The 23,999-nt window shown below is 58.5% G+C and carries 16 protein-coding genes; 9 read left to right on the forward strand and 7 right to left on the reverse strand.

What is annotated here, in order from left to right; translation table 11 throughout:
• Window positions 1-335 precede the first annotated feature (335 nt).
• The 5 genes from BGI01S_RS21895 to BGI01S_RS21915 form a co-directional block, all read right to left on the reverse strand.
• Window positions 336-2,627 (reverse strand): polysaccharide biosynthesis tyrosine autokinase, encoded by a 2,292-nt coding sequence (locus tag BGI01S_RS21895; protein ID WP_042328136.1) that lies wholly within the window; start codon window positions 2,625-2,627, stop codon window positions 336-338.
• Window positions 2,628-2,829: 202 nt separating this feature from the next.
• Window positions 2,830-3,990, reverse strand: a complete 1,161-nt coding sequence (locus tag BGI01S_RS21900) for a glycosyltransferase family 4 protein (protein ID WP_042328283.1) — start codon at window positions 3,988-3,990, stop codon at window positions 2,830-2,832.
• Window positions 3,991-4,211: 221 nt separating this feature from the next.
• Window positions 4,212-5,483 (reverse strand): polysaccharide biosynthesis/export family protein, encoded by a 1,272-nt coding sequence (locus BGI01S_RS21905; RefSeq protein ID WP_042328137.1) that lies wholly within the window; start codon window positions 5,481-5,483, stop codon window positions 4,212-4,214.
• Between the two features lie 107 nt (window positions 5,484-5,590).
• Window positions 5,591-6,973 carry an undecaprenyl-phosphate glucose phosphotransferase gene (locus BGI01S_RS21910; protein ID WP_042328138.1) on the reverse strand — a complete coding sequence of 461 codons (1,383 nt, stop codon included), beginning with the start codon at window positions 6,971-6,973 and terminating at the stop codon, window positions 5,591-5,593.
• Between the two features lie 18 nt (window positions 6,974-6,991).
• Complete coding sequence (locus BGI01S_RS21915) at window positions 6,992-7,801, reverse strand: Crp/Fnr family transcriptional regulator (protein ID WP_042328139.1); 810 nt, start codon at window positions 7,799-7,801, stop codon at window positions 6,992-6,994.
• 970 nt (window positions 7,802-8,771) lie between these two features.
• Here BGI01S_RS21915 and BGI01S_RS21920 point away from each other — a divergent pair.
• The 6 genes from BGI01S_RS21920 to BGI01S_RS21945 all read left to right on the forward strand — a co-directional run bounded on the left by BGI01S_RS21920 (window position 8,772) and on the right by BGI01S_RS21945 (window position 16,087).
• Window positions 8,772-9,581, forward strand: a complete 810-nt coding sequence (locus tag BGI01S_RS21920) for a Crp/Fnr family transcriptional regulator (protein WP_408638635.1) — start codon at window positions 8,772-8,774, stop codon at window positions 9,579-9,581.
• A gap of 354 nt (window positions 9,582-9,935) precedes the next feature.
• On the forward strand, window positions 9,936-10,187 hold the full coding sequence (locus BGI01S_RS21925) for an acyl carrier protein (protein WP_042328140.1): 252 nt from the start codon (window positions 9,936-9,938) through the stop codon (window positions 10,185-10,187).
• Window positions 10,184-11,416 carry an acyl-CoA dehydrogenase family protein gene (locus BGI01S_RS21930; protein WP_084585461.1) on the forward strand — a complete coding sequence of 411 codons (1,233 nt, stop codon included), beginning with the start codon at window positions 10,184-10,186 and terminating at the stop codon, window positions 11,414-11,416. Before BGI01S_RS21925 ends, BGI01S_RS21930 begins: the two co-directional genes overlap by 4 nt.
• A gap of 11 nt (window positions 11,417-11,427) precedes the next feature.
• The gene (locus tag BGI01S_RS21935) at window positions 11,428-12,402 is read left to right on the forward strand and encodes an amino acid--[acyl-carrier-protein] ligase (protein ID WP_042328141.1); all 975 of its coding nucleotides are present in this window, start codon (window positions 11,428-11,430) and stop codon (window positions 12,400-12,402) included.
• Window positions 12,399-13,454: a DUF1839 family protein gene (locus BGI01S_RS21940; RefSeq protein ID WP_042328142.1), complete on the forward strand. Its 1,056-nt coding sequence runs from the start codon at window positions 12,399-12,401 to the stop codon at window positions 13,452-13,454. Before BGI01S_RS21935 ends, BGI01S_RS21940 begins: the two co-directional genes overlap by 4 nt.
• A gap of 107 nt (window positions 13,455-13,561) precedes the next feature.
• Window positions 13,562-16,087 carry a glycoside hydrolase family 2 protein gene (locus BGI01S_RS21945; protein WP_042328286.1) on the forward strand — a complete coding sequence of 842 codons (2,526 nt, stop codon included), beginning with the start codon at window positions 13,562-13,564 and terminating at the stop codon, window positions 16,085-16,087.
• On the opposite strand, the gene BGI01S_RS21950 is transcribed toward BGI01S_RS21945, so the two are convergent.
• Window positions 16,084-17,424: a sigma-54 dependent transcriptional regulator gene (locus BGI01S_RS21950; RefSeq protein ID WP_042328287.1), complete on the reverse strand. Its 1,341-nt coding sequence runs from the start codon at window positions 17,422-17,424 to the stop codon at window positions 16,084-16,086. The two genes, BGI01S_RS21945 and BGI01S_RS21950, sit on opposite strands and share 4 nt — an antisense overlap.
• 1,453 nt (window positions 17,425-18,877) lie before the next feature.
• A complete protein-coding gene (locus BGI01S_RS21955) occupies window positions 18,878-20,260 on the reverse strand; it encodes a right-handed parallel beta-helix repeat-containing protein (protein WP_084585462.1) in 1,383 nt (460 codons plus the stop codon).
• A gap of 1,162 nt (window positions 20,261-21,422) precedes the next feature.
• Between BGI01S_RS21955 and BGI01S_RS21960 the strand changes: the two genes are divergently transcribed.
• From BGI01S_RS21960 to BGI01S_RS21970, 3 genes are all read left to right on the forward strand, one after another.
• A complete protein-coding gene (locus BGI01S_RS21960; RefSeq protein WP_042328289.1) occupies window positions 21,423-22,127 on the forward strand; it encodes a response regulator transcription factor in 705 nt (234 codons plus the stop codon).
• 329 nt (window positions 22,128-22,456) lie between these two features.
• A complete protein-coding gene (locus BGI01S_RS21965; RefSeq protein WP_042328143.1) occupies window positions 22,457-22,759 on the forward strand; it encodes an ArsR/SmtB family transcription factor in 303 nt (100 codons plus the stop codon).
• 85 nt (window positions 22,760-22,844) lie between these two features.
• On the forward strand, window positions 22,845-23,906 hold the full coding sequence (locus tag BGI01S_RS21970; protein ID WP_042328144.1) for an alkene reductase: 1,062 nt from the start codon (window positions 22,845-22,847) through the stop codon (window positions 23,904-23,906).
• The last annotated feature ends 93 nt before the right edge of the window (window positions 23,907-23,999 follow it).

Below are 23,999 nucleotides of genomic sequence, written 5' to 3' on the forward strand. Positions count from 1 at the left end.
AATAGAAAGCCAATTTCGAATCTTGATGTGCCGCGACTTCAATTTTTTAAACCTGAATAGCGATCAGCGGTCGCTGTCGTGCGCGTATTCAAATGACGGAGCTAAGAGCTGTCGGCGTCGTCGTCAGCTTGCGTGGGTCATCGTGCGGAACATTTTGGCCGGCCGGGCCACCGTTTGCGCCGCAAGGCGATCATGTCCGTTGGAGCAGTTCGCCGCGACTTACCGTCGACGTGGCCATTCATGTCAAAAGGCCGCCGTCCGCGACGGCCCCTGTCATGCATCGAATGCGAATGCAACAGCTATTGTCAGCAGCAGTTGGCCTCGGTAAGCGTCGCTCAGATCACCGACGCTTTCGTTTCATTCGCATAGGCGTGAATGTACTCATAGCTGCGCCGGTCGCTCCGACGCGGCGACATGCCATTGAATACCGCGCCCGCGATCAATGCGCCTGCGCTATCCAGATGCTTCAGCGTTTCCTCGACTTCCTGTTCAGTCTGCGCGTTCTCCCGCAACACGAGCACAGTCGCGCCGGCGTGACGGGTAACAATCAGCGCGTCCGTTACTGCGAGTACTGGCGGCGTGTCGAATAGCACCAGGTCGTAGTGCTCGTTAAAGTGATCGAGCAGTTTTCGCATCTGCTCCATTGCAAGCAGTTCGGAGGGGTTATCCGGATGCATGCCCGCGGGCAACAACGACAGATGCGGGACACTGGTTCGATAGACGGTGTTTTCCAGCGACGCATCGCCCGTCAGCAACTCGGCCAGCCCTGTCGCGTGCGGCAACCCGAAAAGAGCGCCGAGCCGCCCGCGCCTCAGATCGCTATCGATCAGCAACACGCGCTTGCCCGCTTGCGCGCACAACACGGCGAGATTGGCGGCAACGAACGTCTTGCCCGTGGACGGCGTTGCGCCGGTGACCATCACCACGCGGTCCTGCGTCGTAACGAGCGTCGAGTCGAGCATCGTTCGGATACGACGCAAGCCCTCGATCGCCGGATCGTTTGGACACTTCACCGCCAGCAGTGCGTCGGCGTTCGGGCGGTACGGAGGCGCAAGCGCGCGCCTGCCGCCTGCCCGTTGAGCAAGCGCCGCCGGCGCGCCAAGCAATGCCGGCGTGAGTTCCAGATTCGCCTGTTCGCTGCTGAACGGCACCGCGCCCAACATCTTCAACCGCAGACGTGTCTCGATCTGCTCGGGCTCGCTCACGGATTGCGACAGATATCGACGCGCGATCACGAATAGCACCCCGAGGAAAAATCCGGGCACAGGCGCCACCGCGATTGCCATGCCGCGCTGCGGCTTCACCGGTGTCGAGGGCTCCACCGCCGTATCGATCACGTTCACGTTGCCCACCGTGCCCGCGCGTGACACGGAGAGTTCGTGCGCCTTGTTGAGCATCGCGACGTAAATATCCTCGGCCACTTTTGCGTCGCGTGTCAGATCGGCCGACTCCCGGTCGGCCTCAGGCATTGCATTGAAACGCCCTTCGAATTTGTCTTGTGCGGCATGCAATTCGGCGAGTTGCGCATCCACTGTCTTCACTTCGGGGCTGTGAGCGGTGAAGCGATCGAGCAACTCCGTGCGTTGCAGGTTCAGTGCCGCAATCTGTTTTGAAAACTCGATGCTGCCTTGCAGGTAGCTCTGACTTTCTGTGCTCGCCTGCATCGAGCTGGAGGTAATTCGATGCTTCTGAAGCTCGCCTTCGGCACGCTTCAGATTGTCTCGCAAGCTCGGCAGTTCTCCGTTAATGAACGCGAGCATCTTGCTCGCTTCCTGCTGATCCCGCGTGAGATGTGCCGCAACGTAGTTCCTGGCAATCGAATTCGTCACTGCGGTTGCAACCGCAGAATCGCGATCCTCAAAGCTGATCTGCACGATGCCGGTTTCCTTGCCGATTTCGGCGATTTTCAGATGCGGCGCAAATAGATCGACCGCAGTCACCTCGTTCAGACGCTCAACCGTAAAACGCACTCCCGCAGGCGCAACCAGCCTGTTCACCAGAATGGACACGTCGCCTGCCTGCGCCAGTTGTCCTTCCTCCCCTTCGGCCAACAGCTTGCCATCAGGGTCGAATAGCTGGAAGTGCCGGTTGTCGAGTACCTTCAGTTCCAGTTTCTTGTCCTGCAACGCAATCGGCACATTCAACTGCGCGATGCCGAGTTCTTCCCCGCCCCACGCAAACGAGGACAGTCCGAGCCAGGCCCGCGACGGCGTCCCCGGCGTGGCGAAACTCGCAGCGAGCTTGCCGAGCACGGGGAATCTGCGTGGCGTCACCACGATATCCAGACCGTTCTGCGAGATGACCGGAGCGAGCACCGCCCGACTTCTGATGATCGCCATTTCGGTGTTGGTGGGTGGTGCGTTCGGCGACGGACTACTCTGCATCTGCTTGCTCACCAACTGGGCCAGCTCATTCTGCTTTGGTACTTCGACCTGAACCAATGCGTCGGCCGAGTACAGCGGTGCTGCAAAAATGGCATACGCCCCAGCAAGCACGACGGTCGCCACGGTGATGCCGATCACAACCCACAGGTTATCGATGATCAGGCGAACCAGATCCCGCAGCACGAAACCATCGCTGACGCGCGGCGAATTCACGTAGCCGGTGTGGACTTGTCGCGTTTTCATGTGAAATTCCAATTTAACATTAGGTGTATCTGCTCTTCATTCACGAGCATGTTTCCCCGGTGATTGGTGGCGGCTTCCGTCGGAGACTGCGGCTAGATCACACCATCGTCCACTAGTGGATTAGAAAATAAACACGACCGTGTCACGCGTATCAAACTGCCTCAACCGCGGATCAATCGTTCCTTCGCCGCGCTGAAGCTTCCTATTCGAGCCCTCGAAGCACACGTAGCAAATCGGTAGCTGCCTCTTTCCAGCGAAACTTCTGCGCGTGCTCGCGGCCTCTCACGCGCATGGTCTGGCGAGCGTCCGCATCGCCCATCAAATGCGCAATCTTCGCTGCGATATCTTCGGCCGAGCGTGCATCGCAATACAGCGCGAAATCGCCACACACTTCCGGTAACGCGCCTTCCCGCGAAGCAATCACCGGACACCCGCAATACATGGCCTCAAGGGGAGGCAAGCCGAAGCCCTCATACAGCGAGGGGAAGACAAAACACGCAGCACGCTCGTAGAGCGCCTTCAACTCGCCATCGGTAACGTAGCCAGCCCAAACGATGTTCTCCGGAGCGGCTCCGTCATCTCGTGCCTCCGTGCCGAATATCTTGACGTTCTTGCCGCCCGCAATCACGAACTTCGGGCCACTTCGATCACGCGCGAGCAGCGCAATTGCGTCCAGGACGCGCGCAAGGTTCTTGCCCGGCGCAAGCGACCCCACGATCAATACGAAACCGTCCGGCTCCACATTTAGCCGGTTCAATATCGAATAATCGCTGACGACTCGATCAAGATGATCCACTCCGTTTCTGATCACCGAGATGTTGTCCGGGGACACACCCAGTTGCGCGGCAATACGAGCCTTTGAAAATGCAGATACGGTCAGGATGTGCCGAACATTGCGCTTGAGCAACGCAAACGAAAAGCGGTACCAGAGCCGGAATTTCGCCGAGTATCCCTCCGGTAAGTCGAAGATCGCGGCATCATGAATCATCAGCACCTGTCGACGCATGAGCATCGGACCAACATTGCACAAGCTCAACAGCGTTCGTCCGTTTGCCGCGAACGGGAGGGCAAGCTGCTCCCACAGCACGCCACGAAAGCGCGGCACCACACGACGGGAGACCCACGGCGATACCTGATCGTCGAGATAGTCGCGAGGCACGAGTAACATCGGGCTTTCGTGAGTAGGCAGCAGGCGGCACAATGCATAGGTAAGCTCATGCGCGACACGCTGCACGCCGGTCAGACGCTGCGAAGTAAACTTTCCGTTGATGGCGATCATCATCGGCAATTCGCCTACGGCGCTTCTGTTGTCGACAATGGCCGCTACGGAAGCCGCACCGCCTGATTCGGCGGCCGACGCCATCGCGGCTACGTCTGCCGCCTCATCCCCCTTCAGATTCTCACGCATACGACCTCGCCAACTGGATGGGCGACCCTTGCTTATAACGCCCTCCGCTACAGGTTTCGCTGCCGTGACCGCGCCCGCCCACACACCCGCACCGGTCACCGAAAAATCCGCAATGGTTCATTACTTTGCGATCCTAAATTTAAAGTTGTTTGTCATTCTCCTGGCGCATGCGGCCTTCAGTTACGCGCCACCGACCACAGCAGGTAGAAAGACTCAGCAGAGGGCAAGATCTGCGCAAGAAGACGATTGAAGCGCGCGGCGGGTGCCGTTCCGACATACACGACGTCGAGCGGCTTCATGTCGAACTCCGTCGCGAGCATGATTGCGTCCACCTGAGTCATGTCGAGGCGGAAGATTTCCGGCTTGTTCATTGACGGCTTATAGCTCGCCTTCTTGAATCCTTCTTCGAGCGCACCCTGCGCATTGGCTGCCTGTGTGAGCGGCGGATCGGGGTGACGGATGACGATGATCTGACGCGGGTTGGCGCCGTTCACGTCGATACTGCCGGCCGTCGTGAGCGCGTCGGCCAACGACATTTGCCCCTGATTCATATACAGGGTCTGCGGCTTGGAGACCTCCCCCATCACGAACACACGGTTCTGCGTGTGATCCGGCACGTTCACGATGTCGCCCGCCTGTAAAACGATGTTCTGGCGCATGTCGCCCCGATTCAATATCCGGGTGACGTCGATCGTCGTGACCCGGCCACCGCGCGACACCAGCACGCGCTGCAAATCCGCATCCGGATTCGCACCGCCCGCACGGCTGATCGCATCGACCACACGCGTCGGTGTGCCAATCAGCGGCAGTTGTCCCGGGCTCTTGATGTCGCCGGTCACCTGCACGTGCTGACTGCGATACTGAATCACGCGCACGTCTATCTGCGGGTCCTTGAGTCGATCTTTCAGCTTGTTGTAGAGCGACTTCGAAATCTCTACAGTGCTCATCCCCTCGACGCGCACACGTCCAAGCGACGGAAAGAAAATCGTGCCGTCGGCCGCCACACGTTGCCCCTGAGCGTCGAGATCCCCGGCGCCGTTAGTGGCAAACGCACTTTGCGATGTCTGGGCGCTTCCGAGCACGCCCATGCCCTGCAGAGCGCTCGAATCCGTCGTGGTCGACTGACCGCCACCGCCTAACGTCAACTCCGGATGCCGCCAAACCGTAATGCCGAGTACGTCGTTGAATCCGACGTGGTAGTCGGTTTGCTTCTCCGGCACACCGGGTTGAATGCCGTTCTCCCGAGCATGCGCATCGGCTTCATCCGATTCCTTGAGCTGATAAACGAGTTGCGGCGTGATCAGCTTGACGTCGTACACGGCCGTATCCGTCGGCCGGCTTAGATCGTCGTTCATCCGGCTCGCGTCGAGTGCCGGCCCCGGCGCTAGCGAGCAACCCGACAATGCGACCGCCATTGCGATGGTCACGCCGATGGGGGACTTCAACATCTTTGTTTCTCCAGGTTTCATGGTCCTGAACTCAGGAATGTATGGCGCCGCGCCGTCCCGACGCGAGCAAACGGAATCTGTATCGTGGTAATGACTCGCACCGTCCCTCAAAACGCGTTGCGCCCCACGAACCCCTTCACCAGGGTGATCAGGATGATCTTGATGTCGAACCAGAAGGTCCAGTTCTGGATGTAGAACAGATCGAACTTCACGCGTGCTTCCATCTTCTCGACTTTGAGCGTTTCACCCCGGTAGCCGTTCACCTGAGCCCAGCCGGTTATTCCTGGACGAATCCGGTAGCGGTACATGTAGCCGTCCACCACATCCTTATACAAATCGTCATGCTCGATGGCATGCGGGCGCGGGCCGACAACCGACATCTGTCCGAACAGAACATTCAGGAATTGCGGTAGTTCGTCGAGTGAAGTTCGGCGCAGAAACGCCCCCACTTTCGTGATCCGTGGATCGTTTCGAGAAGCCTGGCGTACAGTCCCGGCGCCGTTGCTATGCACCTTCATCGTCCGGAATTTGAAAATATTGAATTCGCGCCCATCGATTCCCTTGCGCTTCTGACGGAACAATATCGGCCCCGGAGAAGACAGCTTCACCGCAATGCCCAGAAAAATAAAAAGCGGTAAAAGCGGAATCAGAACGGCGAGCGCGAAGACGCGATCGAACAGAAATTTTGGCCAGAGCTGCGGATCCGGCTCCGGACTGGTGGCGAGATTGATTGCGGGCATGTTCAGTACTTCGGTGACCGAGCGGTTCAGCAACGTCATGCTGCGAACATCCGGCAAGAAGCGCAGGTTCACGAAATCGTTGCGGAAATCCCGGACGATGCGCTGAATCGTGCGTTCGTGCGATAACGGCAAAGCCAGCCACATTTCATCAACCTCGCGCGCACGCACTCGCCGCTTCAACTCGCGAAAGTCGGTCATGACCGGTACGCCGCTCACACTGCGGCGAAAACCTGTGGCCTCGGCGGCATCATCGAATACGTAGATCGGCGTGAAACCGGCGGGCGCGGCGGCCTGCAACTGAGCGAGGACCGCGCGACCATAACTGCCGGCGCCCACGATCACCACATTGCGCTGGTCCTTTCCGCTCTTTCGCCAATGGCGTTGGAAGGCGCGCACGATCACCCTTTCGACCAGCAATAGTGCACCCGAGGTCAGTACCGCTTGTCCGAACCAGAGTCGCGATATGTCATTGGTCAGATGCAGCGAAAAGACCACGCACAGCCCCAGCACGACGACGGCCAACCAGGCTAGCGTCACGCGTGACAGCAGGCGGTATAGCGTCTGGCCTCGCCACGAGCGGTAAACGCCTAGGGGCGGAAACACGAGCAGCGCGAACACACACGACTGCACGACCAGAAAACGCTCTGCGTTAGTCAGGACGAACGAGCCGTCATAACGCATTCCATGCGCAAGCCAGGCTCCCGCCGCAATCAACAGGACATCGCAAAGCCTGGAAACAATTCCGAACATGATCGACTCTCCAGGATGTCAGGCCGAGCGCAACACAGCTGCGCGACGGTCGATACGCAACGGCCTTCCACCCGAAGGAGAAACTTGCAGTACTTCGTCGGTGGAAACCGCATCGTCCATTTGCGGCAGCAGTCTGTCGAATTCGCGGCGGATCATGCTGTAGCATTCACACGCGCGCTCCTCCAAACCCTCTCTGTCGAGCACATTGATCCGGCCACGGCGCTGCCGGATCAATCCCGCTTCCTGAAGCTGTCCCGCAGCGTCGGTCACACCTTCGCGGCGCACGCCAAGCAGGTTCGCGATCATCTGTTGCGTGATGGTGAGCTCATCGCTCTCGAGCTGATCGTGGGCGACCAGCAACCATCGGCAGAGCTGCTGACGTATTGAATGATGGCGTGTGCAAAGTGCGCTCTGGGCAATTTGTGTCATCAGCGCCTGCATGTACAACACCATCACCTGGTAGATTCCAAAAGACTTCTCCGACTCTTTCCTGATCGCGTTCACGGGGATGCGATACGCCAGCCCGCCGCTACGTACTTCAACCCGGCTAGGTGTAGTACCGCCCCCTGTCAACGTTTCGACACCAACCAGTCCCTCCTTGCCGATAGCGGCAACTTCGACGATGGCCCCGTCCTCCATCAGATAGAGCAATGACATCACCGCCGTGGTCGGAAAGTACATATACGTCGCGGGCGCATCCGCGTCGCAGAGTAGTTGCAAGCTTTTGACACGTACGAGTTCGAGGTGCGGTTCGAGGGCCCGCAGATCTTCTTCGGCGAGAGCACCAAGGAGATGATTCGAGCAAAGGTCACGATCGAGACAAGACATGTTCGTATCCAGATTTGGCGTTAGCGCGATTGTTCGCGCGGGAGCTGATCCGCCAGAGCCGATACCCCGAGACGGGAGTCGCCATTCTCTACGTCATGATCGCGTCGGCGGCTTTATGCACGTCTTCACGCGTCCTTTCGCAGCTTTAAGTCTGAAGCCCGGACCAGCGAGGCCTCTAAAAGCGAATTGCGTGCCACCATCCGTAAAGAGCCTGCTGGATAACCCGATAGGATTCGACCCAGACGAAACGGCCCATTTACCGCCTCAAAACCGTCTCATCTTCGAACATTGCATCTGGAATAAGCTGCGCAATGCGCAGGCACGCGTTAATGAATTCTGCGCGCGCGCCGGAGATTATCGCTCGCAGCGCCATCTCATTAGCGGACCCGCTATTTGCCGAACGTATTTTCAGTCCCGCCATAGCGCACACCACGCAGGCTATAAAACGGATTCAGCAGATAGAAAATGTCTCAGGGGCGAACTCTCACTGCGCCATCCATTATGTAATCTACCCAACAGATAGAGCACAACAGTCTGATTTATAACAATTTAATGTTTCTTGAACAATTCATTCGAGCCCCCTATGCGACCATTCAAATTCACGAGAGCAAGTTTTACTGGATCGAAAAGTTGCCCTGACACAATTACCGCAGCGCGAATTATTTGCCGGTTTTTGACATTTCAATATATAAATCGTTAAATTTCAAACCGGTCTGTCGTCGAGACCCCGACTTACGGACCAAATCCAATGTGCCGCCCAACTGTCAACCTTTGTCAGATTTGGAAAGGCTCGAATGCAAGCCGGACAATCCATGCTATCTTATTAAGATGGTTATATTGGCGACTATTAAAAACAATAGAATATTTCGAACCCCATAAATCGCCTCACCCCTTAACAGACAATCCTCATTTATCGTGAGTGGTTGCCTAAATCCGCAGGCTTTCTCCTACACCTCATTCGAGAATTACCGTGATCAATCGCGAGTACGATTGCATGCCGAAGCAGTCCGGCAAGATCATCGAACTGCCCCATCGATACGACGCGAACCGCCTGCTCGGCAAGCTCGATGCACTTGACTCACTTCAGCGCAACGCGCTGTTAAGTCAGCTGCAACTGGTTCATCTGCAATCAGGACAGGTGCTCTGCGAACCGGGAGATAACTTCGAGCACATCTATCTGCCGACCACGACGGTCCTCTCGCTCCAATACGTCCTCTCCAACGGGATGATGCTCGAGGTGGCCGAGATCGGCAGTGAAGGTCTTTTCGGCCAGCACCTGGTGGGTACGAACAGCGTCACGCCCTATCGGCTTGTGACTTGCCGCGACGGGTTTGCATATCGAGTGAGCACAGACGCGCTATTCAAAGTACTGAGTGGTTCGGCAGAGCTTCGTAGCCTGGTCCTGGGCTGCATTCAGTTTCTGATGGCGCAGATCGCGCAAATCTCTTTTTGCAGTCGACATCACCTGCTAAAGAAACAGTTGTGCCGCTGGCTCATCCTTGCCTATGACCGATCCCGCAGCGTAGAGATCAAGGTGACTCACAGCATGCTCGCGCAAATGTTGGGGGTCTGGCGCGAGAGCATCTCCGATGCAGCGGGTGACTTACAGAAGATGGGGCTGATACATCAACATCGCAGATCGATCATCCTCGCCGATTTGCAGGGACTCGATATGCAGGCCTGCGATTGCCACAGAGCAATCCGCAAGGAAATGAACCGAATCTTTCCAGACAGCGTGCGAATTCCGGCGGGACGTCTTGCCGGCGAAACCCCCGCATAGTTCGGTTAGAAATGCGTTGTTAGGCAACAGGCCCGCGCTGCCGTCAACGCCGGCACGAACGTCGATTTTTACATCTTGAACAGCGCTGGCCAGTGCTGATCACGGCCTCACGAAAGTGGCGGCATCCGAGTTGCAGACAGAAAAGTACTCGACCGATACATCATGTGAGAAGTGTTGTATTTCCACTCGTCCTTTGATCTGAACTCGTTCCGCCCCCTACCACTGTAACTACTTGTAACCTCGCGCACAGAGCTAGCCTGCACTGAGTGGTTTACTAACATACATACGCCGCGTGGGCTTTATGTCCATTTTTCCCCGCCGACGTCTGAACCACTATTTATCGCGGAGCATCAGGTGAAGAACGAACTCAGGCAAATCATCAAAGACACTGCGCATTTCGAAGTGTCGATGGACAGCATCTCGGACGATGACGATCTCTACGAAGCCGGACTTTCTTCGTTGAACACGATCCAGTTGATGCTGGCGATCGAACGGCACTTCAACATCGAAATCCCGGACCAGATGCTCAACCGTCACCTGTTCCAGAGCCTGAATTCGCTCGCCGATGCCGTCACCACGCTGCAGTGCGGTGTGTCTTCAGTATGAACGCACCTAAAATCAATCACGACACCCCGCGTGCCGTCGGCGTGCCGCCCTCGATATCGCCTCGACACCCTGCCGAGCACGACGGCAACGCAGTAGACAAGGCCGCTCATAGCGTCGCCCAAATCGCGGCGCACTTTGCCGACGCGGTGGATCGCGATGCGCGGTTTCCCACTGAAGCGATCGACGCCATGCGCGAGCAACGTCTGCTCGGTGCGATGATTCCCCGCGAATTCGGCGGACTCGGTGCAACGCTTGCGGATATCGCATCGGCTTGCCGGATTATTGGCCAGTCCTGCTCATCTGCAGGAATGGTGTTCGCCATGCATCAGATTCAGGTCGCGTGCATCGTCGCACATGCGCAAGGAGGTACGTGGCACAACGTCTTCATCGAACAGCTGGTCGAGCGTCAATGGCTGCTCGCCTCGGCAACGTCCGAAGACGAAGTGGGTGGCAACCTGCGCCGCAGCAAATGCGCAATCGACGCTCAAGGCGGCGCGTTCACGCTTCACAAGCTCACGCCGACGATTTCATATGGCGCCCACGCCGATGCCATTCTTGCCACGGCGCGACGCGATTCGGCGGCGGCGCCCGCGGAGCAGGTTCTCGTCACGCTGCTGAAATCAGACGCGACGCTGACCCGGCGTAGCGACTGGGACACCTTCGGAATGCGTGGTACGTGCAGCGAGGGCTTCGTTCTCGATGCGCAAGGTCAACTGGAGCAGATTTTCCCGATGCCCTTCGCGCAGATCGCCGAACAGACCATGGTGCCTGTCTCTCACATTCTCTGGGCCGCGCTGTGGGCGGGTATCGCAAACGATGCGTTTCAGCGCGCCAACCGCTATTTCCGTAGCCAGGCGCAAAGCAATGCCAACGGCAACACGCCGGCCGGTCGACGCATTGCCGAAGCACTGGGCCTGATGCAGGCGATCGACGGACGGATTGCGTGCGCGTTACGCCTTCAGGCGAGACCGCGTGGTGAGCGCACATGGTCGGAGTCGATGGCCGACGCCGCCGAGATCAATACGTTGAAAACGTTTGTCTCCACGACCGGCCTACAGATCGTCCACCACGCAATGATGATCTGTGGCATGGCGGCCTACAAAAACGGCACGCCATTCACCCTCAGCCGACATCTCCGCGACCTCTACTCCGCGCCGCTGATGATCAACAACGACCGCATCGACGCCAATACCGCGAACCTGATGCTTGCCCAGCGTCCCGCCTCCTAGGAAGAAGAGTGATGAGCGATTCAGCTACGATCCAGAAGCAATCCATTGAAACCTCCAACGCCATCGTCGACCGCGCGGGTGTCAATCCGTTCCGCGACGCGCTCGTCGATGCGGGTCTGTTGATACCGACGGGCGTGCAAGGCCTATTCGGTCGAAGCGGACAATTCGAGCGTGTAGTCGATGGGCTCGATGCACTGATCACACGTCTGGGCGCCGACCAGAACGCTGAAGTTCTGCGCTTCCCGCCAGCCATGAGCCGCACCGAATTCGAGCGTAGCGAATACCTCAAAGGCTTTCCCCAACTCGCCGGCACGGTACACAGCTTTTGCGGCGGTGAACACGAGCAGCAACGCGTACTGCAATGTCTGGAGCGCGGCGAAGACTGGACCGAGCACCAGAAGCCCACCTATGTGGTTTTGACACCCGCTGCGTGCTATCCGGTCTACCCGGTCATTGCACAACGAGGACATTTGCCGGAGGAAGGCCGCATCGTCGATGCCTTTTCGTATTGCTTCCGGCACGAGCCCTCGCTCGACCCGACGCGGATGCAACTGTTCCGCATGCGCGAGTACATCAGGCTTGGCACTGCGGAGCAGATTCAGGCGTTCCGCAGCGAATGGATCGAACGCGGTACGCGGATGATCGACATGCTCGAGTTGCCGAACAGCATCGATCTCGCCAATGATCCGTTCTTTGGCCGAGGCGGCAAAATCGTTGCGCGCAGCCAGCGTGAACAGAACCTCAAGTTCGAGTTGCTGATTCCGATCGAGAGTGAAGACAGGCTGACCGCTTGCCTGAGCTTCAACTATCACATGGACCATTTCGGTTTGTTGTGGGGAATCAAGACGCAGGACGGCGGCGTTGCCCACACAGGCTGCGTCGGCTTCGGACTGGAGCGACTCACACTCGGTCTTTTCAGGCACCACGGATTTGACATCGAGAAGTGGCCGCAGAAAGTCCGGGATGCGCTGTGGGGCAATGCATGACCACTGAAGCCGCATTTGTCACCCGCGCGTCGAGAGATCTGCTGCGCGAGGCGCAAGATCGCATGAAGACCTGGCGTGCCCATCCGTTGCATGGTCCGACCATGGTCCGCAAGCAAACCAATTGCTATGTCGACCTCTGGATCGAACTGCTGGCGTGGTGGGGGTTGGACCCGCATGCGGCGTTGCCCTTCACTGTCGCGCTGGATTTCGAAGGGGATGAGTTCACGTTCTTCAAGTTCCCTCCGGAAGACATCGAGCGGCTCTATGGTGTGCTGATCCAGGAACACGCGATTTTCGAACCGCTTGAAGTCCACGTCGCCAATCAGCTGCGACGTGGCGGTGTCATGCTGGTCGAAGTCGACGCGTGGCACTTGCCGGACACGCGCGGCGTTGCGTATCAGCAGCAACACACAAAGACCACCATCGGCATTCACGCGATAGACAGCAGTAGCCGTCAACTCGGTTACTTCCACAATTCGGGCTACTACTTCGCCGAAGGTGCTGACTACGACGGCTTGCTGGACACATCCTGCTCCGCCGTGTTGCCCCCCTATGTGGAATGCGCGCGGCGTCGTTTTGCGCCTTTAGCGGCAGAGCAACTGCGGGAGACTTCGCTGTCACTGCTGCGGCGACATCTTCTACGACGGCCGGCCGGGAACCCGATCACAGCGTTTGGAGAAGCCCTCGCCCGTGACGCGAGCGAACTCGCTTGCCGTCCCATGGCGCATTTTCACGCTTACTCGTTCAATACGCTCCGACAGCTCGGGGCAAACTTCGAATTGCTGGGTCAGTACTTTCGCTGGCTGAATGCGACCGGTGCGGACTACGCGGACTCGCTCGATACCTTGATTGCGGCGTGCGACACGATCGCGTCGGAGTCGATGGTGCTGGAGTTTCGCCTCGCACGCGCGTGTTCAAAGGGCAAGGCGGATCATGGCGAAGGCAGCATCGAGATACTGGAGCGCGCCTACGCGTCGCTGATGAGTGGCATTGATCGCGTGTTCTCCCGAACCCAACCGGCCAGCCAGCCGGATGAAGTTCTCATGAATTAACCGCCCAGCTCTACGACTGTTCGATGATGAAACCTCCGGCCGTGGCGCAAGCGGACAACGGCACCGCAGTCGAAACACCGCCCTCGCCGCAATCCGACGGTTGGAAGATGTGTAGCACGCCTGCTGGCGCGGCCACTCGACCGGAAGCATTGGCAACAATCAATTCCGCGGCATGGTTCGAAGCACTGGTGCCCGGTACGGTAGCGCAAGCTCTTGCTGTCCATGGCGTGTTCGATCCGCTCACCCCCACGCCTCTGGGTCGGCAAGACTACTGGTACCGGTTGCGGCTGTCCGGCACAGGCCGACGATTGATCCGGCTTCACGGTCTCGCAACCATCGCTGAGGTCTGGTTGGACGAGACGCTTCTGCTTCGATCGGACAGCATGTTCGTCTCTCATGAGACTGCTGTCGACATCGGCCCCGACGCGAGCACGCTCTATGTATGCTTTCGCTCGCTCGAACATCATCTGAGTACTTGCCCGCCGTCCAAACGGGCACGCTGGCGTACACGTCTGGTCGATACACCGTCGTTGCGTGAAGTTCGCACTACACTGCTCGGACACATGCCCGGCTGGTTCCCTTCGATCGAACCGATTGGCCCGTGGCGTGCTATCGAAATCGTCGATCCGCACGGCCCCCCTCGCCTCTGGCAACATTCTCTGCGCTCATCGGTGCGTGGCCATGATGGCCTGCTCGAAGTCGAAATCAAACTGGCCGCGCCTGTCGAGGAAGGACGCAACGCATGGCTGCGATGCGGCGAGCACGAAGCACCGCTCACGCAACTCGCGCCGTCCTCGTTCAGCGCGCGTCTCACTTTGCCCGAGGTCGAGCTATGGTGGCCGCACACCCACGGCGAGCCGTCCCTGTACGAAGTCACGGCCGATATCGACGGAGTCACGCTGTCACTAGGGCGGACCGGCTTTCGGACGATAACTCTCGAACGCGGTCCTGAAGGGCGCGACTTCGGGCTATCGGTTAACGGCACGCCGGTCTTCGCACGCGGTGCCTGCTGGAGTAGCGCGGCTCCGTTGAGCCTGCACGCTGACACGTCCATTTACGAGCACTATCTGCATCTGGCAAAGACCGCCGGTCTCAACATGATTCGGCTCGGCGGCACGATGACCTATGAAGCGGATGCGTTCTACGCGCTCTGCGATGAGTTGGGACTGTTGGTATGGCAGGACTTCATGTTTGCCAACTTCGACTATCCGTCGCTTGACGCGGGCTTTGTCGAACGGGTCGAGCGCGAAGCGATTCAGTTCATGACGCGTACCGCTGGCAACCCATCGCTCGTGGTTTTCTGCGGCGGTAGCGAGATCGCGCAGCAAGCCGCGATGGTCGGACTGTCGCCACCGCAGCGCGGCGTCGAACTCACCGAAAGTACGCTCGCCGATATCGCTGCAACCTACCGCCCGGACGCTATCTATATCAGCGATTCGCCGCATGGTGGCGTCCTGCCTTTCTACCCGAATGAAGGCGCGTCGCACTACTACGGCGTGGGAGCCTATCGTCGGCCGCTCGACGATGCCCGTCGCGCGGGTGTGCGATTTGCGAGCGAATGTCTGGCCTTTGCCAACGTGCCATGCGATGCGACACTCGAGGCAATCGGCTCACCCGCACCGCAAGAGCCGCGCTGGAAGCGCGCGGTGCCGCGTGACCCCGGAGCATCGTGGGACTTTGACGATGTTCGCGATCACTATCTGCATGAACTTTATGGTGTCGATGCGGCCCGCCTGCGTAATGAGGACCCGGCACGTTACCTGGAGCTCTCACGTGCCGTGGTCGCCGAAGTTGTCGGCGAGACATTCGCGGAGTGGCGGCGCATCGGCTCCGTTTGCTCGGGCGCGCTCGTCTGGCAATTGCAGGACGTCTTGCCAGGCGCGGGCTGGGGCATAGTTGATGCGTACCGCCGCCCGAAGTCCTTCTGGTATGCGATGAAACAGTCGCTGCAGCCGCGACAGATTCTGCTCACGGATGAAGGCCTCAACGGTCTCGATATCCATGTATTCAATGACAGCCAGCAGAGGCTCGACGCACACGTTGAAATCGTGGCGATGCGCGACGGCAGTATCCCGCTCGCCCGCGCTCGCCACGAAGTGCGGATCGCCGCACATGGCGCAGCCGTATTCAACGCAGCCGAATTGTTGGGGCGATTTTTTGACTTCACCTACGCATACCGGTTTGGCCCGCGAGAGCACGATACGGTGATTGCCTCGATGTACTCCACTAACGGTGTCCTCCTGTCTCAGGCATTCTATTTCCCCGAACGCACTCAGGCTGGCATATTCGAGCGTGGAGATATCGGCCTCGAAGCACACGCGGAGCCGAGCGATGGGCGATGGTGGGTCACTCTCCAGACCAGCAGACTTGCGCGTCACGTGCAGATTTCAGCGCCGGGCTTCGTGCCATCCGACAACTGGTTTCATCTCGCGCCTGGGGCTACTGTCCGGGTAGAACTTGTAAGCGACAGCGCTCCACGCTCACATCCTTTCGCTCAGTCCACCGCGCAAGCGCCTGACGCCGATACAAAGCCTTCCGTGATTGAGGTCCGGGCGGTCAACTCAAGCAAAACCCTTCGCGTAAGAAGTAAGCAGCCTGACCAAAGCTTCGTCGATGCGAAAGGCTTGAGCTAACCGGCGTCCGGTGATTGGGAAGCCGCATTTCGTGGCCGCGGAATCCCATACGCGTCCATCCACCGATAGACCGTCGCGCGAGATACGCCCAATTCGCGCGCAACCCCCGCGAGGCGTCCGCGATTGCGGGCCAGTGCCAACTCGATCGTCTCCCGCTCGATCGCTTGCCTCGCAGCCGCAATCGACAATGGCGCAGCCTCCGAGCTACGTTGCAACTCCAGATCTTCAGCGGTCACGAGTCGCCCTTTCGCCATTACCAGCGCGCGCCGCACTCGATTGATCAGTTCTCGAACATTGCCCGGCCAGTCATGCTTGTACATGGCGTCAATCGCGTCCGCCGCAAATCCGCGGACACGATGTGGCGCATCCGACCTGAAGCGCTCGAACATGTGCAAGGCAAGCAGTTCGATATCCTTGCCGCGCGATCTTAATGGCGGCTGGTCGACGCGCAATACGCAGAGGCGGTGAAACAGGTCCGCGCGAAAGCGCCCTTCGGGTATTGCGCCAAGTAGATCGACGTGAGTAGCGGATACGATGCGGCAATCGACGGCCACCGGTTCATTGCCGCCGAGCCGACGAATCGTGCGTTCCTGCAAAAACCGCAACAGGCTCGCCTGGCTATCCATCGGGAGATCGCCTATCTCGTCAAGAAACAGCGTGCCGCCGTCGGCCGCTTCAATGTGCCCGATCTTCCGTGTGTTGGCGCCGGTAAACGCGCCGCGTTCATAACCGAACAATTCTGACTGCAACAGGTTATGAGGAATTGCGGCGCAATTGATCGCAACGAAAGCGCCGGCCCGTCGCGGCGAGCTCTCGTGAATTGCGACTGCCGTCAGTTCCTTGCCTGTGCCCGTTTCTCCCGAGACCAGAACCGGTGCGTCTGTACGCGCGACCCGGCGTATTGCCTCAAACAGTTCCAACATCGCGTCGCAGGTGCCAATCATGCTTTTCTCGACAGCAGGAACCTTTTCCAACGGCTGACCTGACAGGCTTGCCATTCCGTACGCGTGTCCTACCGCATCCGCAATCCGTTCTTCCGCCGAGGGCAATGTGATGTAATCGAAGCAGTAGTCCCTGAGTAACGATCGCACTGCCGGCATCTGAGCCTGGTTAGCATCGACGAGCGCGACCCATGCCACGTCACGCAATCTTGCGCACGCCGCGGATATCTCATGCAGGGCTTCTGTCCGGACGGTGCTCAGATCGAGCACTCCTCCCCTTATTTCGCCACTAGCGGTGTAGATCCTGCCCACATCCGCAACGACCTGCACATTCCAGTCGCGGCGTTTCAACTGTTCGCACAGACCGCGCAGCGGCGTTTGCGTCAGGTAGATCAGCGGGCGCTGTTGAGGGGTTCTCAACACAGGCTCCCCATAGTCCAGCTCATCATCAGTTTCGTCATCATTGACTCCCTATTCCACCTTCCGGTTATCTCAAAAACAGGTTTCAAGTCTCCCAGAGAGATCTTTAACCTGCAGCGGGTGTTAAGGAATGTCTACACACCTCGGTTGGTACTGTGGCCAGCAATGAGCGCACAGTGTCTGGGATGTCCAGATGTCTCGATCGTGAGTCGGGGCGACTACGACGTCCTTACGTAGACTGTAGCCTCGTAGTACCAGTTCAAAAAACATGGTTCCATCTTCGACCAAACCATGAGCAACATTCGCGGGTCGTGCCGCGTGCAGGGTGTAACCATCTGTCTTCTTTTTTGGGCAACTCTGGGCAACGCGTCTTCTGCGGATCGCCACGTTGTCAGGTAGGCAACATGGGCATCCTATTCAGCACGTACAACAACGTACGCTGCCTCGATAATGCGGATTTCCACTGCCGAGTCGACCACGATACGCTTTGGGACTCTATATCCATTCCATACTGTCAAAGTACGCAATTCCGCTTCTCGAGTCGAACGCATTTCCGTGTTCTGCTTGCTGAAAACATTCTTTGTGGGGAGTGGCAGCAGAATCAGCGTAGGGTCAACTACCCAGACTTGAACATTGAATTTCTTTGGCAACTTGTCTCGACTATCGGCGCGAACACATGGACCACAAGTCCGCGGCGCTCCAACAGAAGCCGAAAGCGTTCTATCGCCCTTCGGTTCCGCAAGCTGCCGGTATGGAGGCAAAGCCGCATCGCTGCGGCCGTCCCAAGTTGCGAGAGACTCCTGCATTGTTGCAATCCCGAGAATGTGACCATTCAGTTCCAAACCTTGCGATCGTACGAATCGATCGACCTGCAAACGGGCGCAAGCTATTTCGCAGTCTCAATCAGGATCGTGTTGGCCGTTGCTGACACATGTACTCGGAAAAAAACCGGGAGAAATAGCGCTCCGATACAACGAACGCCGTACGTCGACCGAACAATGGTAGCCGTTTGTCTCCGCTTGGAACGTTAAATATTGCAAGCTAGCGCCTGTCAAATGTTAAACATTCCTCTGACTACCGCGGGCAGTTGGGAAAGAAGTACAAATTGCGTACTGCAACGAGATCCTGCTCTCGTCGCCTCAATCAATTCAGATCCGACAGTGCTTTCTCTGGTCAACTGTATGTCTGCGGCCACGAAATGTATTCTTCAGCATCGGCGACGTTCAGATGAAGCCTGTCTTGAGTAGTGGAATCACCCAAGTTGACTTTCTTCGCGCGAGATTGGCCGAAACGCGACGCTCAGTCAACATAGCGGCCCCTTCTGCAGAGCCAAGCGATCTGAGCAGATGGGCGCCGCTATCAAGCTTATTCATCGTGTTGCGCTGTGAGTCCGTGACAGCGCAATACACAACGCAGGTTGGAAACAGCCTCAGTCCGACGTCTGCCTCAGGTAATCCCGGATCTGCGGCAGAAGGGTCGCATTCGCGCCCGTGATCTTAAGCGCGCCTGCTGCCGAACTTCCGACCGGGTTGAACAGCGCGCTGCCGTCCAGCATGTTCGAATTGATGACGCTCTGGCTCGCCGAGCAACCGGTCGATAGCAGAGAGGTGACCGTGCCTGCTATCGACGCGAATACGTTACCGGTGACGAGAAACTGACACACATTGCCTAACGCGCGGAAACCGGCGTAGGCCGAGCGGGAGACCTGGTTGTTCGTGACGGACACGAGTGTCACCGTGCCTGATCCCGTGTCGAGCTCGATGGCGGCTTGCTGACTTGGAAGGCGACTGTTATTCGCGCTCGTCGAGTTCTGTATGTCCGAGATCTGGTTGTTCGTGACGAGGACGTTCGTCGCATTGTAGGTGTGCCAACTGTCTTCCTGGGATATCAGCACGCCGGCGGCCTTCTGCACGCCTTGCACGGTATTGCCGGTGATCGTCACGTCCGAGCCGCCGACCACCGAGATGCCTCGTCCCCAGTAGTTACTCGACAAGGCGTTACCCGTAATCAGGATGTTGCTGCTCAACGCGCCGTCGCCCTGATAGCTCACCACGGCGATCATGTCGTCGCCCGTTCCCGTGACGGTGTTGCCCTGCACGAGCACGTTCCGCGAACCATAGGTCGTGTGGATACCGTCGGCGAGCGTGTCCTGCACCCGGTTCCCCACGATCGCGATATCCTTTCCGCCGAACACGAAGATGCCCGCACTGGCCCCGCCTCGGATTGTGATATCGAGCACCTGAACACCCGTGCCGGTTACTTCGATTTTTGTCGAGCCAGGCGTGCTGAGTCGAGTTGATCCGATCCCGATCAGAGTAAGACCCACAAGCGTCGAGTTACTACCGCTCATCACAATTGTCTGATCGCTCACGTTGGTTGCGAGCAGCGTTGCGCCATAGCCCGAGATCACCACTTGCGGGTTCTTCACTGCAAGCGAATGAGTGACGACATATTGCCCTGGCGCAAACACCAGACGCTGCCCCGCTTGCAATCCGTCGAGTGCCCGTTGAAGCGAGTCGGCCTGATCGCTGCCGTCGGCGGCGGGGAGCACGGTAGCGTCGGAGATCGTGGGCCCGCCTGCGGAGGACGGCGCGCTCGTCGGAACTGACGTACCCGTCGAGAGTGACGTGCTTGTCGGAGCGTTGGTCGACGCGCTGCCTGGATTGTCCTCCGGCGTTAGGCCGACGGGATTGCCAGTGGCCGATGGGTGGGACGGAATATTGCCGCCACTGCTGCTACTGCCGCCACCGCCTCCACATGCAGCGACGCTGATCCCAAAAGTCACCAATGCAGTCCAGAATAATTTTTTCATAGTGTTCGCGTGGGCTATTGCAATTCGCCGGCCCTTATCTTGCGCGTCGTCGATTAAAGAAATTTGTATAGCAACGACATTAGCCGCCGTCGAATTTCACCGGTAAGCCGGAGAACAAGTGCCACGCCGAAAGTAGAGATTCGCCGTCCAAAGCGCCATGCCGCACCACCCTCTCTCGCCATATCGCTGCATATGGAAAACGTCCAATGTGACCGGAGCCTAGATTGGGGGTGCCACTTTACCCGTTCCGAGAACGCGATGAAACCCATACGGACATTCTTGCGAAGGCGCCCTTATCGGGGAACCGTATGCGCTCACCTCTTGAAATCAGTAGGCGTGAAACTCGATCTGCTCCTAATAGAACCCATCGGCGTCACGCCATAAAATGGGCGGGTAGTGGCGAGGGCCGTACGTAACAGCAGCAATCGAAGCGCTGGAATTCGATATCAGGAATCCTCGCAAAGCCAATGCAATTCCACAGACCATGGCCGGCTTAGCGCACGGAATGAGTTCGATGCGCACCAAAGAGAAACGCCCTAAAGCTCGCGCCTGTCCCCTCCAAAAGAGAGCTCGTGACGCGCCGGATAGCTGACACGTTTCGCCAACGATAACTGAGTCGTTTGTCAATTCAGTCGGTGCAGCGTGCCATCCTGCGTTCGATCTGCATGGCAAGGCGTCTGGAGCACGCCGAACGAAACGCGGAAGGCTTTATACAAACCATGCACGCCAAGATCCTTCTGATCGACCCTCGGCCCTCCTGCCTTCTCGTCGGCTTCCATGGGCGCGGGAGACCCTGGCAGCCTTACTCTCGCCCTTTGCCTTTTTAGGCTTCCTGAATCTGGCCCGTCGTAAGTGTCGTGTCTAACGCGTAAAAGGAAGCTCGAGGTGCAGATGGACCACTCAAACCCAGGACAACTACCGAGGCCGAGATGACTCCGTCCTTGATCGCGCGGGAACTGACCGTCCAGTTCGTGAACGTGCCGATCGCGTAGCCACCGGGCGCCGCACCGTCCGCCGTCCGGGACCCGCCGGAGAGTTGTAACAAGCGATTGGAGTTCGAAAAATTGCCTACAATCACTATAAAAATCCGCGTGTCCTCCAGCGCCGACAATAAAAAAACATCTGATGTGAGTCGCTGTGTCCAGCGAATTGGGGAGAAATGATGAGAATTGCGGTACTTGAGGACGATCCGGCTCAGGCTGCGTTCGCGATTGAAGCGCTCTCAGTCGCAGGGCACAGTTGTCATGAATTCGCGCGAGGGCAGGCGCTGGTTCGCACCCTCCGGCGGGAAACCTTCGATCTCCTGGTCCTCGACTGGGAGATTCCCGACATGACGGGAAAGGCGGTACTGGAATGGGTCAAGCAGAACGGACCGCAACGCCTGCCGATCATCTTCATCACCTCATACGGCCGTGAAAACGACATCATGTCCATGCTGAACGCCGGGGCCGATGACTATCTCATCAAACCTGTCAGTTCCGGCGTGCTCCTCGCGCGAGTTTCGGCATTACTGCGTCGTGTCTATGGAATCAATTCCACGGCAACGCGGGAGGTCTTCGGCGATTTCGAGTTCGATCTGCCTTCCGAGCAGGTTTTGAAAAAGGGGATGCCGACGACACTCACGCAACGCGAATTCGCGCTGGCCTTGCTGCTGTTCCAGAATCTTGGACGTCCGCTGTCACGCGCACACATCGCCGAGCGGGTGTGGAAGCAGGCGCCCGACGTTTCCTCCCGCACAATGGACACTCATGTTTCGTTGTTGCGAACGAAACTCGGCCTGCGCCCGGAAAGCGGCTACCGGCTGGCACCCGTCTACGGCTACGGGTATCGGCTTGAAAAGCTTGCTCCCGATGGGGCTGCCGCCTGAAGCGGGGTGGCGGATTCCGAAACTAAATTGATGGCATTTTCACGGTGCCGAATCACTCAAAGCAAATACGCCCCTCCGTTAGTTTTCCGAACAATATATTCCGGGGCGATGCCTCATCGCGCATTCGAAAAATCTGGATTAATAAATCCCTTACTTAGAACGACCTTTCATAAAGCGCGGGCCGAAGTGCGAAACGATCGCCCCACACGCAGTAGTGCTTCCCCATATATCGTCAATTTCCGATATATGATTCGTCATGTAGCGATGCAGATGCGTGGGCGCCCCCGGCGTCCCGGCTGCCCGTTGTCGAATACCTTGAACGAACCCAGATGAAGCCCGATATCGACGCGATTCACAAAGCCCTTGCCAACCCGGTCCGCCGGGAGATTCTTGGCTGGCTGCGGGAACCGCACGCGCATTTCGCCGATCAGGATTTGCCGCTCGATCACGGCGTGTGCGCGGGCAAGATCGACGCGCGCTGCGGCCTCTCGCAGTCCACCGTGTCGGCGCACCTCGCGGCCTTGCAGCGCGCGGGGCTCGTCACGTCGAAGCGGGTCGGTCAATGGGTCTTTTTCAAGCGCAACGAGCCCGTCATCCAGGCGTTCCTCGAACATATGAACTCCCGGCTCTGAACGCTTCGTTCGCGTCGCCGCGCTACTTTCATCACGCAGTTTTTTTCAGGCTCGGGCTCGCACCCGCCGCCAAAGGTGAACTCTTATGCCGACTCTTTTCGATCCGCTGCAAATTGGCGATATCACGTTGTCGAACCGCATCATCATGGCGCCGCTCACGCGTCAACGCGCTGAAGAAATCCGCGTGCCGAACGCGCTGATGGCGCGCTATTACGCCGAGCGCGCAACGGCCGGTCTGATCATCAGCGAAGCCACCTCGGTCACGCCGCAAGGCGTCGGCTATGCCGACACGCCGGGCATCTGGTCGCAGGAGCAAGTCGAAGGCTGGAAGCTCGTCACCCACGCCGTGCACGCGGCTGGCGGCAAGATCTTCCTGCAGTTGTGGCACGTCGGCCGCATTTCGGACCCGCTGTTCCTGAACGGCGAATTGCCGGTCGCGCCGAGCGCGATCCCGGCACAAGGCCATGTGAGCCTCGTGCGTCCGGAGCGTCCGTACGTGACGCCGCGCGCGCTGGAACTCGATGAAATCGCCGGCGTGGTCGAAGCGTTCCGCAAGGGCGCGGAAAACGCGAAGGCGGCAGGTTTCGACGGCGTCGAAGTGCATGGCGCGAATGGCTATCTGCTCGACCAGTTCCTGCAGGACAGCACCAACAAGCGTACCGACACCTACGGCGGCCCGATCGAAAACCGCGCGCGTCTGCTGCTCGAAGTCACTGACGCGTGTATCGACGTGTGGGGTGCGAACCGCGTCGGCGTGCATCTCGCACCGCGCCGCGACTCGCACACGATGGGCGATTCCGATCCGATCGGCACGTTCGGTTACGTGGCCCGCGAACTCGGCAAGCGCAAGATCGCGTTCATCGCCGCACGCGAATCGCTCGGCGAAGACCGCCTCGGCCCGCAACTGAAGAAGGCATTCGGCGGCCCCTACATCGCGAATGAGAAGTTCACCAAAGAGACCGCGCAGCAGGTGCTCGACGCGGGCGAAGCGGACGCGGTGGCATGGGGTCAACTGTTCATCGCCAATCCGGATCTGGTGCGCCGCTTCGAGACGAATGCGCCGTTGAACAAGCCGAATCCGTCGACCTATTATGCTCGCGGCGAAACCGGCTACGTCGATTATCCGGCGCTGGAAGCGGTGGAATAAACGGCCGTGTGTGCTGAGCGACGCGTTGCGATGCACCGCGTGGTCGGCTGACGCAGAGCCGCTCCGCTCCGGTGAAGCGGCGCGTGAATCGCA

Source organism: Paraburkholderia ginsengisoli NBRC 100965 (genome assembly GCF_000739735.1).
GTDB lineage: Bacteria > Pseudomonadota > Gammaproteobacteria > Burkholderiales > Burkholderiaceae > Paraburkholderia > Paraburkholderia ginsengisoli.